The organism is Rhodococcus sp. (in: high G+C Gram-positive bacteria), assembly GCF_049591685.1.
In the GTDB taxonomy this organism is placed as follows: Bacteria; Actinomycetota; Actinomycetes; order Mycobacteriales; family Mycobacteriaceae; genus Rhodococcoides.
In genome coordinates, this window is sequence record NZ_JBAWFH010000024.1 from 1 (window position 1) to 15,652 (window position 15,652).

13 protein-coding genes and 2 pseudogenes are annotated in these 15,652 nt (G+C 64.1%); 6 read left to right on the top strand and 9 right to left on the bottom strand.

Features of this window, described 5'->3' with window-relative positions:
* The 7 genes and pseudogenes from WBQ44_RS00770 to WBQ44_RS00800 form a co-directional block, all read right to left on the bottom strand.
* Positions 1–353: pseudogene (locus WBQ44_RS00770) on the bottom strand (glycosyltransferase); the annotation flags it as partial.
* On the bottom strand, positions 343–1,608 hold the full coding sequence (locus WBQ44_RS00775; RefSeq protein ID WP_495564831.1) for a YveK family protein: 1,266 nt from the start codon (positions 1,606–1,608) through the stop codon (positions 343–345). The gene WBQ44_RS00775 and the pseudogene WBQ44_RS00770, both read right to left, overlap by 11 nt.
* Before the next feature lie 241 nt (positions 1,609–1,849).
* Positions 1,850–3,430 carry an oligosaccharide flippase family protein gene (locus WBQ44_RS00780; protein WP_495564832.1) on the bottom strand — a complete coding sequence of 527 codons (1,581 nt, stop codon included), beginning with the start codon at positions 3,428–3,430 and terminating at the stop codon, positions 1,850–1,852.
* Positions 3,427–4,482: a glycosyltransferase family 4 protein gene (locus tag WBQ44_RS00785; protein WP_495564833.1), complete on the bottom strand. Its 1,056-nt coding sequence runs from the start codon at positions 4,480–4,482 to the stop codon at positions 3,427–3,429. The genes WBQ44_RS00780 and WBQ44_RS00785 overlap by 4 nt, the downstream gene beginning before the upstream one ends.
* Positions 4,392–5,762 (bottom strand): O-antigen ligase family protein, encoded by a 1,371-nt coding sequence (locus WBQ44_RS00790; RefSeq protein WP_495564843.1) that lies wholly within the window; start codon positions 5,760–5,762, stop codon positions 4,392–4,394. Before WBQ44_RS00790 ends, WBQ44_RS00785 begins: the two co-directional genes overlap by 91 nt.
* Positions 5,763–5,818: 56 nt before the next feature.
* Positions 5,819–7,300, bottom strand: a complete 1,482-nt coding sequence (locus WBQ44_RS00795; RefSeq protein ID WP_495564834.1) for a sugar transferase — start codon at positions 7,298–7,300, stop codon at positions 5,819–5,821.
* 167 nt (positions 7,301–7,467) lie between these two features.
* Positions 7,468–8,175, bottom strand: a complete 708-nt coding sequence (locus tag WBQ44_RS00800; protein WP_495564835.1) for a GAF domain-containing protein — start codon at positions 8,173–8,175, stop codon at positions 7,468–7,470.
* Positions 8,176–8,299: 124 nt separating this feature from the next.
* On the opposite strand from WBQ44_RS00800, the gene WBQ44_RS00805 reads away from it, so the two are divergent.
* A complete protein-coding gene (locus tag WBQ44_RS00805) occupies positions 8,300–9,409 on the top strand; it encodes an endo-1,4-beta-xylanase (protein ID WP_495564836.1) in 1,110 nt (369 codons plus the stop codon).
* Positions 9,410–9,509: 100 nt separating this feature from the next.
* Positions 9,510–10,142 carry a pyridoxamine 5'-phosphate oxidase family protein gene (locus tag WBQ44_RS00810; protein WP_495564837.1) on the top strand — a complete coding sequence of 211 codons (633 nt, stop codon included), beginning with the start codon at positions 9,510–9,512 and terminating at the stop codon, positions 10,140–10,142.
* A gap of 4 nt (positions 10,143–10,146) precedes the next feature.
* Here WBQ44_RS00810 and WBQ44_RS00815 read toward each other — a convergent pair whose 3' ends face one another.
* Complete coding sequence (locus tag WBQ44_RS00815) at positions 10,147–10,851, bottom strand: TetR/AcrR family transcriptional regulator (protein WP_495564838.1); 705 nt, start codon at positions 10,849–10,851, stop codon at positions 10,147–10,149.
* A 51-nt stretch (positions 10,852–10,902) separates the two neighbouring features.
* Complete coding sequence (locus WBQ44_RS00820; RefSeq protein ID WP_495564839.1) at positions 10,903–12,402, bottom strand: PucR family transcriptional regulator; 1,500 nt, start codon at positions 12,400–12,402, stop codon at positions 10,903–10,905.
* 146 nt (positions 12,403–12,548) lie between these two features.
* Here WBQ44_RS00820 and WBQ44_RS00825 point away from each other — a divergent pair, with 146 nt between their 5' ends.
* The 4 genes and pseudogenes from WBQ44_RS00825 to WBQ44_RS00840 form a co-directional block, all read left to right on the top strand.
* Positions 12,549–13,415, top strand: coding sequence for an FAD binding domain-containing protein (locus tag WBQ44_RS00825; RefSeq protein ID WP_495564840.1), 867 nt, complete (start codon positions 12,549–12,551; stop codon positions 13,413–13,415).
* Positions 13,416–13,418: 3 nt separating this feature from the next.
* On the top strand, positions 13,419–13,913 hold the full coding sequence (locus WBQ44_RS00830; RefSeq protein ID WP_495564841.1) for a (2Fe-2S)-binding protein: 495 nt from the start codon (positions 13,419–13,421) through the stop codon (positions 13,911–13,913).
* Complete coding sequence (locus tag WBQ44_RS00835; RefSeq protein WP_495564842.1) at positions 13,910–15,265, top strand: 8-oxoguanine deaminase; 1,356 nt, start codon at positions 13,910–13,912, stop codon at positions 15,263–15,265. Before WBQ44_RS00830 ends, WBQ44_RS00835 begins: the two co-directional genes overlap by 4 nt.
* A pseudogene (locus tag WBQ44_RS00840) lies at positions 15,262–15,652 on the top strand (xanthine dehydrogenase subunit D); the annotation flags it as partial. The gene WBQ44_RS00835 and the pseudogene WBQ44_RS00840, both read left to right, overlap by 4 nt.

Below are 15,652 nucleotides of genomic sequence, written 5' to 3' on the forward strand. Positions count from 1 at the left end.
GGGCTGTGCACATAAGCGACGACGGGTGCGTCGGTGGCGAAGACCGCCTGGGTTGCGAACGCGTGATGACTTACCACCACTGCGTCGTAGCTCTTCAAGTCCATACGTCGGAAGGCGATGGGGACCATCGGTAGGACCGGTGCATACGAGCGCTGCCCGATGGCGTTGTACACGCTGTTCAGCCAGGTGGTCGTGGGCGGCTTCGTCATTCCCGCCGGGATACCCTGCTCGCGGGCGATGGGCGCGAACACGTTGGCCTGCGGCCAGTGAATGGCTAGTTGCTCCATAACGTGTTCGGAGCCGGCGATTTCGGTGAATCGCTCGTGCACGAGCGCGAGTCTGTCAGCCGGCATTGCTGTCGACCTCCGTATTCTGAGACGTCGTGTTCTGAGTGGTGGGGCGGTTGCGGCTTTTCGATTGCAGCAGCAGGTAGGCAGGACGGTCGAATTCGGCGATCCGTCGAAGTGTCCGCTCGGCCTCCCTCTTGTCTTTTCCGCCCTTCGACAACAGAACCACGATCGTGTCGACATCGGCGACGTCCACGGCTCGCCACCATTCGTCCGTTAGCCCCATGGTGATCACGGCATTGCGTTGCGGTCGCTGATCAGACGAATAGGTGGGCGGCGCACTGTATGCGGCGTCGTCGCCGACAAGAACGACGACGATGGAGTCACGCGGTTGCGCAGAGTGTCGCGCGTTGGTGGACTCCGTCTTGCCCTCACTCGAAAGTGCGTCGATCTTGGCGACCAAGATCGGCGGGAACGTGTCCGCGAAGGATGTGTCGTACATCGCGCCCGTCTTCTTCGCGGTACGGCGAGCCCAGGATCGGTTGGGCTTCTTCCCGAATCGTCCTCGAAGAAGCACGATGAGCTCCGCTGCGATGATCAGTGCCGCCAGCGCGGCGACGAGTGCCTCCGACAGGGGCTTCGGAGAGACCGGCTGCGAACTCTGCTCGGGGCTCGCGAGAACGACCAGTTGGTCGCCGCGGCCGCTCTGCAGGGTATTGAGCTGTGATCGGAGCTCGGTGACCTGAGCCTGCGCACCGGCTCGCTGCGGATCGTCCGGGGGCAGTGCTGTGAGTCTCGCTTCCTCGGCCGCGATGGCCGCCTGCACCTGCTCGACCTGGTTCGCTGCATCGCGCGCGTAGTTCGCTGCAGATGCCTCGGACACCGTCGAGACCAACGAACGTGCCAGTTCGAGCGCGAGGTCCGGCGATTCGGCGGTGACCTCGAACGTGAGAAGCGCAGGCGACGTACCCGGGGTGAGCGCGATACTGCTGCCCAGCTGAGATGCCGTCAAATCCGTACCGACCTGACCGACGACGTCGTCCAGAACGTCGCCGTCCATGGCCAATTCCACGAACGGGGCACGCAACTGCTCGATGAACGCGTCACCCGGCACGAGCGTCTGACTGGGTTTGATCTCGGTGACGACGGAAGCCGAGTATTGCTTCTCCGTGAGTTCGCTGCGCACATAGAACACGGCGGTTCCGACGAGCACCGCAATCACGAACGCGGGCAGCAACGCTCGTCCCAGTTCTCGCATGTGTCCGGCGAGGTCTATCGAAGGAGGAACATCACTCCGGTGCGTGGCGCTGTCTACGTGCACCAACCGAATCTCCTTACGTCGTCGAGACGGACTGTTCCGGTGAAACGCCGGCGGTGGAGTGGGACGGTTCCGAGCATAACCGACCTACCGGACAGTTCCGTGGTGGGCGACGCGTACGGCGAAAAGCCCACGAGCGCAAAATGATCGGCTGAAACAGTCATGGCGTCGGCTTTCGTCGTGTCCGCCGACGCGCAGTCGAATGAAATCGACGCTTGCCGACCGCGCACCTGTACGAATGGCGTCACTTCGGCTCCTCTTCGCCTGCGGTCAGCGGTGATTCTTCGCCTGCGGCCAGGGGTGATTTTTCGCCTGCGGGCAGGGGTGATTTTTCGCCTGCGGGCAGCGGTGATTCGATGATGCCCAGCTTGGCGGATCCGTAAACTGACGTGCCCACGAGGAGCGCGGCCACCACCGAGATCGGGAACCATAGTGCGGAAAACGACTGCACGGCAACGTAACCCGCTCCTGTAGTCACTGCTGTGACGACGACCAACAGGATGATCGAGCGTACCGGCAGCAGGCCTTGGACCGGCATGCTGCGGGCAATCACGATCCACAACAGGACGACGGTGATGACGATCGTGACCACGGTGGAGATTGCTGCACCGTTGTACGACATGCGCGGAATGAGGACCAGGTTGAGTCCGACGTTGACGGCGAGGCCGAACAGTGCGACCAGCGGGTAATGGCGCTGCCTACCTGCGGAGGCGAGCAGGAAGATACCGAGCAGCACCAACGACATCAATGCGGCGCCGAGCACGAGAAGCCGTGCAGCGTTCGATCCCTCCACGAATCTCTCTCCGTACAGAAGCCGGATGAGCGGCTCGGCGGACGGCCAGAACGCCGCGATCGACATTGCGCCGAACACCGCGAACAGCGCGGCGGACGAACGGGAGCGCGAACGGAACGTGCCCAGGTCGTGAGGCCACGAAGCGATCAGCAGCGTACTCACCGGTGCGACGGCGGCCAGCGCGAACGTATCGATCATGTCCGAGAACTTGTAGCCGATCGAGTACAGGCCGACGGCGTCGAACGAATCGAGCAGGCTCAGCATCAGCACGTCGATCTTCAGCATCGCGATAGTCAATGCGAACCCGATGGCGAGCGGAACGGCCTCCTTCAGGTAGGGAATCCACCGACGAAACTCGACGTGTCGGGACGGGCGGAGTCCGAGTGACGGATTTCTTATCCCGAAGCCCTTGGTGACCAGCTTGAAGATTTCGTTGGCGACCGCGGGCAGAACGAAGATGAGCAAGGTGGGTTCGAACACCGCGGCGAGGATCGTCAGCCCCAATTGCAGCACCTGTCCGACGCTCTCGGCGACGGCAACCAGCAGCATGCGATGGCGACTCTGGTACAGCACGGACAGCGCGTGGCTCGGGGTCGCGAACACGACGACGAGGCCTCCGACGGCCGTCGCCAACAGGACTTCGCTCGGGTAGCCGAGCGCTGCAACGTAACCGACTGCCAACGCGTATCCGAGGAGTCCGAGTGCGAAACGGAGAGCGAGGAAGGACGACGCCGTGCGTTTGATCTCCTCCCCGTCGTCGTCCATCAGTCGGGCCAGGACGACTCGTCCCACGCCGAGGTCGGTGACCACCGACATCAGACCCAGCAGCGCGAAGACGAAACTCAACTGGCCCCATCCGTCAGGGCTCAGCGACCGGGCTACGACGACGCTGCCGATCCATCCCAGTGCTGCGACGACGACCCGGCTTGCCAGCACTGCAGCTGTGGCGCGCGCGGCTGCCTTGGAGTCGGCGGCGATCGCTCGATAGTCCGGTGCCGTCTCCAAGCCGTCGGGAGCGGGCCCTTCGGTCATCGAACAACCCCGGCATCCCGGTACGCGTTCGCGGTCTTCTCGGCGGTGTGGCGCCACGACAGACCGTCGGCGACCTTCAGCGCGTCGGCCACGAGGCTATCCCGCGCCTGCTCGTCGAACAGCAGTGGCCTCATGGCGTCGGCCCAGTTGTCCACGCGCTCCGATGCAAGCAGCACCGCCCCGTCGCCGACGACGTCGGGCAGTGCGCCGACTGCGCTGGCAACCACCGCACCACCGCAGGCCATCGCCTCGACAGGTGGCAATCCGTATCCCTCGTACCGCGAGGCGTACGCCGTGACGGTTGCTGCTCCGTACAGACCGGGCAGGTCGGCGACATCGATGTAGCCGAGGCCGACCGACGACGTGGGCGCATCCGGACCCGTCGACCCTGCACCGGCCAAGACGCACGGCACTCCCAGCCGCTCGGCTGCGTCGGCAACGAGTTGGACGTTCTTCCGGGGCTCGACCGTGCCGACCTGCAGTACGAACTTCTCCGGCAGGGCGTACTTGGTCCGGACGGCTTCGATATCCGCGGCCGACGGCGGCGTCGCCCATGCGGCAGGCGCGAGTTCGACCACTACCGCGTCTCGGCCGCTGATCTCCTTGATGCGATCGGCCGTGAACTGAGATACGGCAATGAGAAGATCTGCTCGCCGCAGGGTGTGGCGCACGAGTCGCTGTTCGCCGAGCGCACGGAACCGGCTCGACGCCGAAGGCATGTCGATGACGGAAAGGTCGTGCACGGTGGCCACTTTGAAGGCGCCCGTGACGAGCGGCAGGTCGACGTCGAGTCCGTGCACGACATCGCACGAGCCGACCGGAAGGGCACCGAGGACGGCCCGAACCGAACCGTCCGCCACCCGCCGCGGCATCGGGCGTACCCCGGGCGGCAACTCGTCGACCGCATCGCGCTGAACGACGGCCGCCAGATCCGCGTCGGGAATTTGCCCCGGTAATTCGTTCAGAAGTTCGCGGATGTACGTCTGAACGCCGCTTCCGCCGGGCCGGAGCGCGAGTGCTCCGTACACGAACTGTGTTGCGCCGCTGCGCATCCCACCACCCCTAACAGTAGCCAGAAATATACATCGATCGGAAAGATCTCGAAGTAGGTCGAGACGAGGCTCGCGAACATCGCGGCGACGATGGACGCCCCGACGCCCAGTGCGAGTGCGCCGTCTCGGCCCGGTAGTGCCCGGGACAGGCGGGTGCACCACAGCAGTGTGGTGACCAGTAGAGCGACCACCACCCACAAGCCGATCGGGCCGAGCTCCAACGCTGCCTTCACGTAGTAGTTGTCCGGTTGGTAATTGGTGGACAATCCGCCTTCGGTGAAGGCGACGCCCGCCGCGGTGGATATTCGGTCTGCTGCTGCACCGCTGGAACCGAGGCCGGTACCGAGGGGATGCACCAGAATGCTTGCGATGATGTTGTTCCATCCGTCTCCTCGCTGCCCGAGGCTGCTCGACGAGAAGAACACCGAGGAAATCTTCGGAACGAACGGAACGACGACGGCAACGAAGGCCCCGGCGAGGGCCAGCGGGACCGCGAGATATCGAAACCGGATGGCGATCAAGTAGATCGCACCGACCACCAATCCCAGGATCGCGCCGCGCACGATCGAACTCGCCATGGCCACGACCATTATCGGGGTTGCCATGAGGAAGAGCATGTTTCGGCGGCGCTGCGGATCGGCCAGCGCAACCGAGCCGCCGACGAGCAACGAGAGCATCACGTAGAGCCCGAACGGGAACGGAAGGTTGAACGTACTGAAGGTTCGCAACAGACCACCCGACGTACGTACCTGAGTGCCGTACTCGTAGCCGAGCGACACCAATGCCGCCGGGCCGGCGATCAACTGCACTATGCCTACCGCCGACGTGAACACACCCATGCCCATGAGGATGGTGACGAGGTCGTCGCGGTCCTTGGCGTCGAACGGCGCGAGCCACAGGACACCGACGACCAGCACGTAGAAGAAGGTCACCTTGATGCCGAATGCGCCGACCAGGCCGAACGTGACGAGGGCCGAAATGCAACCGAAACCGAGGTAGAGCGCAGCAGCGGGCCACCATGGCATGAGCAGCGGCGGGGAGTACTCGGAGCGGCGTCTTATCCGGCGAACCCACGCGCAGCCGAGGGTGAACAGCACCAGGCCTTCCTTCCATCCGGACACGATGCCGGGCAGCGGAAGGAGGAACAACAGACCGTTCAACGGCACCGCTGCGGCGAGGAGAAGAAGGCCACGCTGTGGCCGCCGAACGATGGCGGCGGCAATCAGATAGGCGGCCGCCAGCACCAGCGCGACTGCGAAGGCAATGCCGATGAAGACGATCACGAATGCCCAGGACGGGGGCGTAGGTCAGGATCGAGCGCGGATTGCACTGTTGCTCAGTCCTCGGCGCGTTTGAGGACTGCCAGCACCGTCAGGAACAGGATCTTGATGTCCAGCCAAACCGTCCAGTTTTCGATGTAGTAGTTGTCCCACTCCGCGCGATCCGCGATGGACGTCTGGCCGCGTAGGCCGTGCACCTGTGCCCAGCCCGTCACGCCGGCCTTGACGCGGTGGCGCTCACCGTAGCGGCGGATCTGCATTGCGAACAGATCGACGTACTCCGGACGCTCCGGCCGAGGTCCGACCAGGCTCATGTCGCCGCGAAGAACGTTGAGCAGCTGCGGTAGTTCGTCGAGCGACGTCTGCCGCATGATCTTGCCGATCTTGGTGCGGCGGTCGACACCCTCGACGCCACCGGGTGCGGCGCCTTCGGTGCGCACGAACTCGGCATCGGAGGCCCTGGGAGGTCGCATCGAACGGAACTTCAGGCAGTCGAACGGAATGCCGTCGCGTCCGATTCGCTCCTGCGCGAAGAAGATCGGGCCCGGCGAACTGAGCCGCACCAGAAGCATCAAGACCAGGAACACGGGGGAGAGCAGGAGGAGCATGATGCCGGTGAGGATTCGGTCCATGACACCCTTGAGGACGAACTGCCACCCTTTCGGATCGACGTGCGGCAGCACCATCAGGGGCAGTCCGCCGAGGTGTTCGACGCGGGCCTTGCTGCCGACGGTGTCGAAGAGGCGCGGTACGACCCACACGCGCATGCCCAGCTTGTGTGCGGATCGCATGGCCGACACCAAATGCTCGTGCTCGACGTCGGCGAACGCGACGATGACTTCTTCGGCTCCGGTGGTTCGGGCGATCATCTCGAACGCGTCCGGGGTGCCCAGATACGGCACGTCGATGTACTCGGGTGCGCTCGGATCCACCGGCGCGACCGGCGTCTTGTCGACGAGTCCGATCGGATGCAGCCCGTACTCCGGGAACTGACGCATACGGGTGACGAGTTGATGCCCGATGGGTCCACCGCCGATGACCAACGTGGGCGCTGCGGAACCGTACTTGCTGCGGATACGTCGCTGCAGGACCACGCGGATGAGGCGTCCGATCGCGAGCGATACCGCGGCGCAGATCCAGATGCGAATCATCAAGGCGCCCGGTCGGTATTCGGTATCGGCAATCAGCATCAGTGTCAGGATTGCCAGCGTGGCGAACGCAACCGAGGTTTCGACCGGGCCGAATTCGTCGAGGAAATTTCGCCGCAGACCGCGTTGATACATGGACTTGGCACCCAGTATCGCTATGAGCACCGGAACGAAAAGCCAGGGCAGCACGCCGTATTCGGTGAGACTGCCGGTTCGCCACAGCAAACCCTCGGCGACCGCGAGGGTTGCCGTGAGTATGTCTACCGCGATGGTAATGACGGTGTGCAGCGGGTCGACGCGCAGCCGGTCGGTCAGGCTGCGCGGCCTGGACTGCACTTCTCGGCGTGTGCTCGACGACGTCGGAGCGGGCGTTTCCAGTGTTTTCGACACGGGTCAGACTTCCGTATGGGACCTAGTTCGAATTCCAAGCACTGCTAAAGGCTAGCCCAGAGAACGGTACCGGGTGAACATTTGCATTGCCGATCGTGTTTCGCAAAAGCAACCGCAATCCGGTTCGCCGAGCGGTTTACGGGGCGGGTGTTCGGTAAAAACCCATTTCAACCGAATACGCGTTCGCGAACGATCCACGCGAGATCCTGCAGGATTTGTTGATGCCCGATTGTCCATTGCCTCGGCTGTTCGTCCCACACGCACAAGGTGCCGACCGCGTGGCCGTTGTCGTCGGTGAGAGGGACGCCCATGTAGGAGAGAGCGAGTTTGTTCAAGACAGCTGGGTGATTCTTCATCACCTCGTCCAGGCGAGCATCTTCGACGACGAGCAGCTTGCCGCCGTCCACCGTGTACTGACACATGCTTTGATCCACGGTGATTTCCCGAGCTTCGTCGAGCCCGGGCGGTAGGCCTACCCCGCTTTTGAAGAATTGCCGTCGATCATCGATGAAGGACACTGCGGCGGAGGGCACACTCAACGCCTCGGCGACCATCTTGACCAGCCGGTCATAGCTTTCCTCGCGGGGGCTGTCCATCTGTCCCGTCTGCGCGACGGCCTCGAGTCGGGCGGGATCGAACAACGGCCGTGCGACTCCGGCGGAGCCGTTGTCGTCGGTTGCCGGCTCGATCCGAGCGTCCTCGAGGTGGCGAAGCAGTTGTCCCAATTCCGAATTCTCGTCCTCCGAAAGTTCTTTTACGAGCCGGGTCACGACGGCGCGTCGCACGTAGCCGTCGACGGCTTCACCGGCTTTCGCGGCCTGCTGCTCGAGAATCTCGTTGAGGCGGTCGTCGAAACCGGGAACAACTTCAGTCATTTTCCCGATGGTAGTGCAGTTGCGGGCGAGCGACCCATTTATCTTTACGCGTCGACTCTTCGTGTCGACGCGATTACGCCGATTGAATGCTGGTGCGAGTTCGAATTACTGTTATATTCCGTCGATGTTCCAGCGCGCGTCGCTGAGCGTGGTCCTCTTGCTGATCACGTTCGTGTTTTCCTCCGTTCTCACCTTTTCTATGCCCTCAGCCGTCAACGCGGCTCCCGTTACTGCGGACGGACGGTGCTCGGGTATGTCGGCAGCGCCGCGAATAGGCGGCTCGCCGGGCGCGAGTCTCGGAGCCCTTTCCGACGCGGACCTCGCTCGCGAGCTCGGCCTCGCGCGCGACGCCGGAATGTTCGGTGTCCGTGTCGACATCGACTGGTCCATCATCGAACCCACTCGTGGACGGTTCAATTGGGCGAACACGGACAGGGTGCTGAATGCCATCGTCGCGCATGGAATGTGCCCGCTCGGCATCATCGGGTACACCCCGCAGTGGGCACGGGTACCGGCCGCGTCGGGGGACTCCCACTCACGTCCGGCAGATCCGAACGTGTTCGCCAATTTCGTCGGGACCGTCGTGCAGCGCTACCGCGCCAAGATGAATCTGTGGGAGGTGTGGAACGAGCCGAACATCGTCGGATTCTTCAAACCGGCACCCGACGTGACTGCGTACTCGCTGTTGCTGCGCGCGGCGTACCAGAAGATCAAGCAACTGCAGCCTGCGTCGACCGTGCTGTCCGGTGGTCTCGCACCGGCTACGAACAACGGCACCAACATCGACCCGACGACGTACTTGTCCGAAATGTACCGGCTCGGCGCGAACCGGTACTTCGATGCGTTCAATCTTCACCCTTACACGTACCCGGCACTGCCCAACGACCCGAGCACCGCAGAGTGGAACACGGCGATGAAGCTGTGGCCGATGCGCGACATCATGGTTGCGGGAAGAGACAGCGCGAAACAGATCTGGTTGACGGAGTTCGGTGCTCCCACCGGTACCGCGCCCAATGCGGTCACCGAGCAGGTGCAGGCCGACACCGTCGGCATCATCATGGACGCGGTGCTGGGCAACTCGTGGATCGGCCCGGCGTACGTCTACAGCACCCGCGATTCCGGTACCAACCTCGCGGATCCGGAGCAGAACTTCGGGCTGTTGCGTCGCGACTTCTCACCGAAATCGGCTTACACGAGGGTCGCCGACTTCACCGCCGCACACCCACCCGCCTGACCGGCGAATTACCCCTGTCTGCAACCGGTGATGATCGAGCCTGTCGCCCTGCGAAGAATGGGGTGTCGCTCGCACGCGTGGAAGGGTTAGTCTCGCGGTCGTGACCTGGGAAGAGATACGCACCGCAGAAGAGCTCACGGCAATGTTCGGCTCACCGAGTTACCGTGCCGCGAACAAGGATCGGACAAGTCTGCACCCCGTCGACGTGGAGTGGCTGTCCGCGTCGCCGTTCTGTCTCATCGGGACGGCCGACGCCGGTGGGCGATGCGACGTGTCGCCGAAGGGTGATCCCGCCGGTCAGCTCGTCCGTGTTCTCGATTCCCGCACCCTTGCGATCGCCGAACGTCCGGGCAACAAGCGCATGGACGGCTACCGCAATGTCCTGCTCAACCCCTTCGTCGGTCTGAACTTCTTCGTTCCGGGACGAGGTGACACGTTGCGGGTGAACGGACGCGCACGGTTGGTCAAGGACGCGCCGTTCTTCGAGGAGATGAAGGTGAAGGGGCACCGACCAATCCTCTGCCTGGTCGTCGACATCGAGCAGATCTTCTTTCATTGCGCCAAGGCGTTCATGCGGTCGAGGCTGTGGGAGCCGGAGACCTGGAACCCGGCAGCGCTCCCCACGGTCGCGGAGCTGACCAAAGCTGTGATGCCGCACAGTCCCGAGACGGTCCAGCAACTCGAGCAGTATTACGGGCCCAGCTACGCGGAGCAGCTCTACCGGCAACCCTGAGGTGTCAATCGAGCCGCCCGAACGCCACCGCTCCGAGGATCGTGTGCGCGCCGGTAATGACGGCATCGAGGGACTCCGCCCGGGCTGTGTCGGCTTCGGGTGCGAGGAGCCACTGCTGCGTCATCATCAACACCGCGCCGACGAGTCCGACGGCAAGGGTTCGGCGGTTCGGGCCTGCCAACCCGTGCGCGGTACCGACGGAGTCTGCCAAGGCGAGGACCGCGTCGACGAATTGCGAGATGGTCTGTCGGTACAGCGCGTCCACCTCCGACGAAACGCCGAGAACCTCGAGGAGAACGATGCGTGCCGACCGTGGATCGTCGGCGAGGGTTCGAAAGAAATTCGACAACGCCGCGCGCAGAACCGTTTCAGCCGATGCAGGCGCGTCGGAGGCAGCATTGTCCGATAGTTCGTCTTTGGACACGGCGTCGTCGGTAGGAGCGGTGACGCCGGCGAGCATGGTGGCCGTCGCTCGTCGGTACACCGCGACGAGAAGGTCCTCGCTACCGGAGAAGGACTCGTAGAAGTACCGCTTGGTGAGCCCGGCCGTGGCGCAGATTCGGTCGATCGATGCGGTTCGATATCCAGTGGTACCGAAAATCTCGACAGCTGCGTCGAGCAGTTTCTCGCGCCGGTCCTCTTTCCGCTGATCGGGGGACGATCCGCGGTACGGTCGGCCGGAGGCGACATGGGTATCGGAAGTGCTCACCCAGCGATCTTGACACCGATCGGTATCAGATGGGTAGTCGCTGCGGTCCACTCATGTCAGTCGCAGCGCCAGATAGAACTCGACACGGTCTTCGAGCTTCGAGAGATCTCGCCCCGTCAGCTCTTCGATGCGCTGGATGCGGTACCGAACGGAGTTGACGTGCAGGTGCATCTGTTCGGCGCATCTCGTCCACGAACCGTTCGCGTCGAGGAATGCGGACAACGTGCTGACGAGGTCGCTCTTGTGCACTGCGTCGTAGTCGGTCAACGGCGTCAGCAACCGCGCGGTGAACATGCGCCGGACGTCGTCGGGGACGCCGGCGAGAAGCAGGACGAGGCTCGCGAGTTCGTCGTGGCCCACGACGTAGCGATCGTCGTTTCGCCGCTCGGCGAGTTGCCTCGCGTGCCGCGCCTCCTCCATCGCACTGCGCATGTCCCCGGCCGCCACCGGGCTACTGACACCGATCGACACCCCCGAGCCGTCGAGTCCGGGCGACAGCACGTCCACGACTGCCTCGATCGAAGGCGTCAGGTCGACCTGCGACTCCACCAGTGCGATGACCTCGTCGCCCACGACGCCGATCGTGGCCTCTGCGGGGGCGGTGAGTTCGCGGACCAGTTGCCGCACCTCCCCGAGTCGTAGCGCAGATCCCGTCACCGCGGCCGCTACCGCCACGTAACGAGAAGTCGCAGGAAGACCCATCACGCGCATGTGCGAGGCGAGCTCGGAAGCGCCGTCGCCCGCTGCGACCGCACGCACGAATTCCTGTGCAACGGCGCCGGAACCGGTCAAGCGGTCGTCGCTGCGCATCCTCTCGGATGCGACGATCGAGGTCAATTGCTCTGCGAGGGAGAGCTTCTCGGGATGCCAACTCTGCCAGTCGTTCCTGACGGCGATGAACCAGTCGACGACGCGCGCGGCCGATTCGCCGTCGACGGGTAGCAGGGATATGCCGAGATCGGTGACGAAATGAGGCAGTCGACGTGCCTCCAGAAACTCGCGTGCGAGACGCGTCGGTTCGGGAGGGCTCTGTGGCCCGGCAAGCACACGACCGGACGCGGTCAGAGCCCAACATTCCATGCCCAGTTCGGTTCCCACCAATTCCAGGAGCGTGCCTACTCCGCTCGGTCCGGAACCCGAGACGAGGCGCTGATGTCGCTCGAGCACGGCTTTCAGGTCGGAGGTGCGGGTGGCCGACAGTTGACGGACCACGCTTTCGGTGACCGTGGCGAACGCGATGTCTGCCGGTACGCGGAACAGCGGAAGTCCGTGCGATCTGCAAGCTTCGACGAGATCGTCGGGTACGACCCCGCCTTCGGATGCGGCCAGAGCCGCTGCGCCGGCTGCGCCGACGGCGCGGACGAAGGTGTGCGAGTCGGCTGGGCAGGTTCGCCACATCAGCCCGGTGAGCACCAGTTCGCCACCGGTGAGGTAGCGGCTGGGATCGAGCATGTCGGTCGTGACGACCCACCGAATCACCGGATCGAAGTGTTCCGGGGCCACCAGGGGGTCGAGTCCCAAGCCGGATTCGAGCAAATCGCGCAGCCTCACTGGCCCATCTACCTCGCTGTTTGTAGGAACATCCAGAACCTACACTGTGATCGCCGTCATACTTCGTCGTTCTTGTCTCTCGTTCACGGACGTCCACGCAGCTGTACTGAATGCACACACACGGTACTTCGGTTGGAGCGAGCAGCATGGACTTCCTACGGCCACACACCTGGGCCGACGCATTGGCGGCAAAGTCGGACGATACCGACGCGGTTCCCATTCAGGGCGGAACCGACGTCATGGTCGAATTGAACTTCGACGTCCACAGGCCCGCGGCCCTCCTGGACCTCGGCTCGATCGACGAGCTGACCACCTGGGAACGACTCGACGACGGCACACTCCGCGTCGGTGCGGGGGTTCCGTACGTACGCATCATCGCCGAGCTGGGTGCGGAGTTGCCCGGAATCGCTCAGGCGTCGCGCACCGTTGGATCACCTCAGATCCGCAATCGCGGCACCGTGGGAGGCAATCTCGGGGGTGCGTCACCCGCCGGAGATCTCCACGCGCCGCTCCTCGCTGCCGGAGCGACCATCGAGGTCGAATCCGCAGCGCGGGGCACGCGGATGATTCCCGCGACCGAGTTCTACGTGGGTGTGAAGCGGCACCGCTGCGAACCCGACGAACTGATCAGGGCCTTCCACGTCGCGCCCGCGGCCGGACCCCAGTACTTCTCGAAAATCGGCACCCGCAATGCGATGGTGATCGCGGTCTGCTCGTTCTCGATCGCGCTGTTCCCGGCGGAGCAGCGGGTGGGCACCGGGCTCGGATCGGCCGCGCCGACCCCCAGGCGGGCCTACGAGGCCGAGCGATTCCTGGCGAACGAACTCGACTGGACAGGCCCACTCGACGAGCGCGTCGTCAGTCGTTTCGGTGAATTGGTAGCCGACGCAGCGAGCCCGATCGACGACGTTCGCGGTACGGCGAACTACCGCAAACATGCACTGGCGGTCATGGCGAAACGAACACTCGGCTGGTCATGGAAAGACCTCGGCGACAACGGAAAGGCGGCATAGGACATGCGCGTCACATGCACGGTCAACGGTAGAGAACTCGAAGCCGACGACGTCTGGGAAGGCGAAAGTCTGCTCTTCCTCCTGCGAGAGCGAATGGGGCTGCCCGGATCGAAGAATGCCTGCGAACAAGGCGAATGTGGATCATGCACGGTCTACCTCGACGGTGTGCCCGCCTGCGCTTGTCTGGTAGCGGCGGGGCAAGTCGAGGGCCGGCAGATTCGCACGGTCGAGGGACTCGCCGACGGCGACACACTGGATCCGATGCAGGAGGCATTCGTCGAATGCGGTGCAGTGCAGTGTGGTTTCTGCACTCCGGGCCTCGTCGTTCAAGCGCACGATCTGGTCGAGCGCGTCCCGAACCCGTCCGATGCAGAAATTCGCGAATCACTCGCCGGCAATCTGTGCCGCTGTACCGGTTACGAGAAAATCCTCGACGCAGTACGGCTCGCCGCAGCCCGTAAAGCCGGGGCACCAGAACAGAAGGCAGACGCACGATGACCCGACAGATCGTTCACAACGCCTACATCGCACCCATCGTCGGTCACGAAATCCCTCGCGGCTACGTGATCGTCGAGGACGGCATCATCTCGGCGCTCGGAGCCGGGCCTGCACCTCGCCTAGAGGGTGCCGAATCGATCGACGCCGCCGGGGGCCTGCTCACTCCGGGTCTGGTGAACACACACCACCACCTGTACCAATGGGCCTCGCAGGGTGTCGCCAAGGACAACACGCTGTTCGAGTGGCTCGTCGCCCTCTACAAGCCGTGGTCGAAAATGGACGCCGAAGTGGTCGGTGGCGCTGCGGCAGCCGGCCTTGCCTGGCTCGCACTGTCGGGCTGTACGACCACAACGGATCACCACTACATCTTCCCCAAGGGACGAGGCGATCTTTTCGCGGCCGAGATCGACGCAGCCCGGCGGATCGGTGTTCGTTTCCAGCCGTGCCGCGGATCCATGGACAGGGGGGTGTCCGACGGGGGTCTGCCGCCCGACGAGGTGGTCGAAAGCCTCGACGACATTCTCACCGCGACATCAGATGCGATCGACACCTACCACGACCCGTCGTTCGGATCGATGCTGCGCATCGCGGTTGCGCCGTGCTCGCCGTTTTCCATCAGCAAGGACCTGCTCGTCGAATCGGCGGCACTGGCCCGAGCGAAGGGCGTCCGGTTGCACACGCACCTCTCGGAAACGTTGGACGAGGAAGAGCACTGCTTGGCGCAAATGGGCTGCACACCGGTTCAATACATGGAACAGGTCGGCTGGCTCGGTGGGGACGTGTGGTTCGCCCACGCGGTTCACCTGCACGACAAAGACATCGCCACGATGGCGGCCACGGGTACGGGCGTCGCACATTGCCCGAGCTCGAACGCCCGCCTCGGCGCAGGTATAGCCCGAGTGTCGGACCTGCTCGCGGCCGGAGCGCCGGTCGGGCTGGGGGTGGACGGAAGCGCGTCCGCCGAGATGGTGCCGCTGGCCGGCGAGATACGGCAGGCGATGTACATGCAGCGGGTGAAGTACGGACCCACGGCTCTGTCCGCGCGGCAGGCACTCGAAATCGCAACTCTCGGCGGGGCAACGGTGCTCGGCCGACACGACGAAATCGGTTCCATCGAGATCGGCAAGGTCGCGGACCTGGCGCTGTGGAAGACCGACGGGTTCTTCGGCGCCGTCGACGACCCCATCGTCGCTCTGGCCTACGGGCGCACGCCACCGCTGGCGCGGCTCATGGTGGGAGGGCGGACGATCGTCGACAACGAGGTGCTCGTCAGCGTCGATCAAGAGTCCGTTGCCAAGGAGGGTGCCGACGCGCACCGCCGTCTGATGGCACTGGCCGAGGACGTGCTGTGAGCGCGCCGACCCGAGCCCCGAAAGACATCGCGGCACCCGGCCGCGGCCGCGTCGGCGACAGTCCGCTGCGTCCGGACGGCAACCTGAAGGTCAAGGGGGAGTTCGCCTATTCGTCCGATCTGTTCGTCGACGGGATGCTGTGGGGCGCGACCCTGCGCAGTCCACATCCGCGAGCGCGCATCGTATCCGTCGACATCTCCCAGGCACTGGCTACTCCGGGCGTCGAGGCAGTTCTGACCCACGAGGACGTTCCGGGTCGGAATTGTTTCGGGCTGGACCACACGTGGGACCAACCAGTGCTGGCCTTCGACGAGGTACGTCACGAAGGTGAACCCATTGTCCTCGTCGCTGCCGACCATCCAGAAACCGCACGCCGCGCAATGGAAA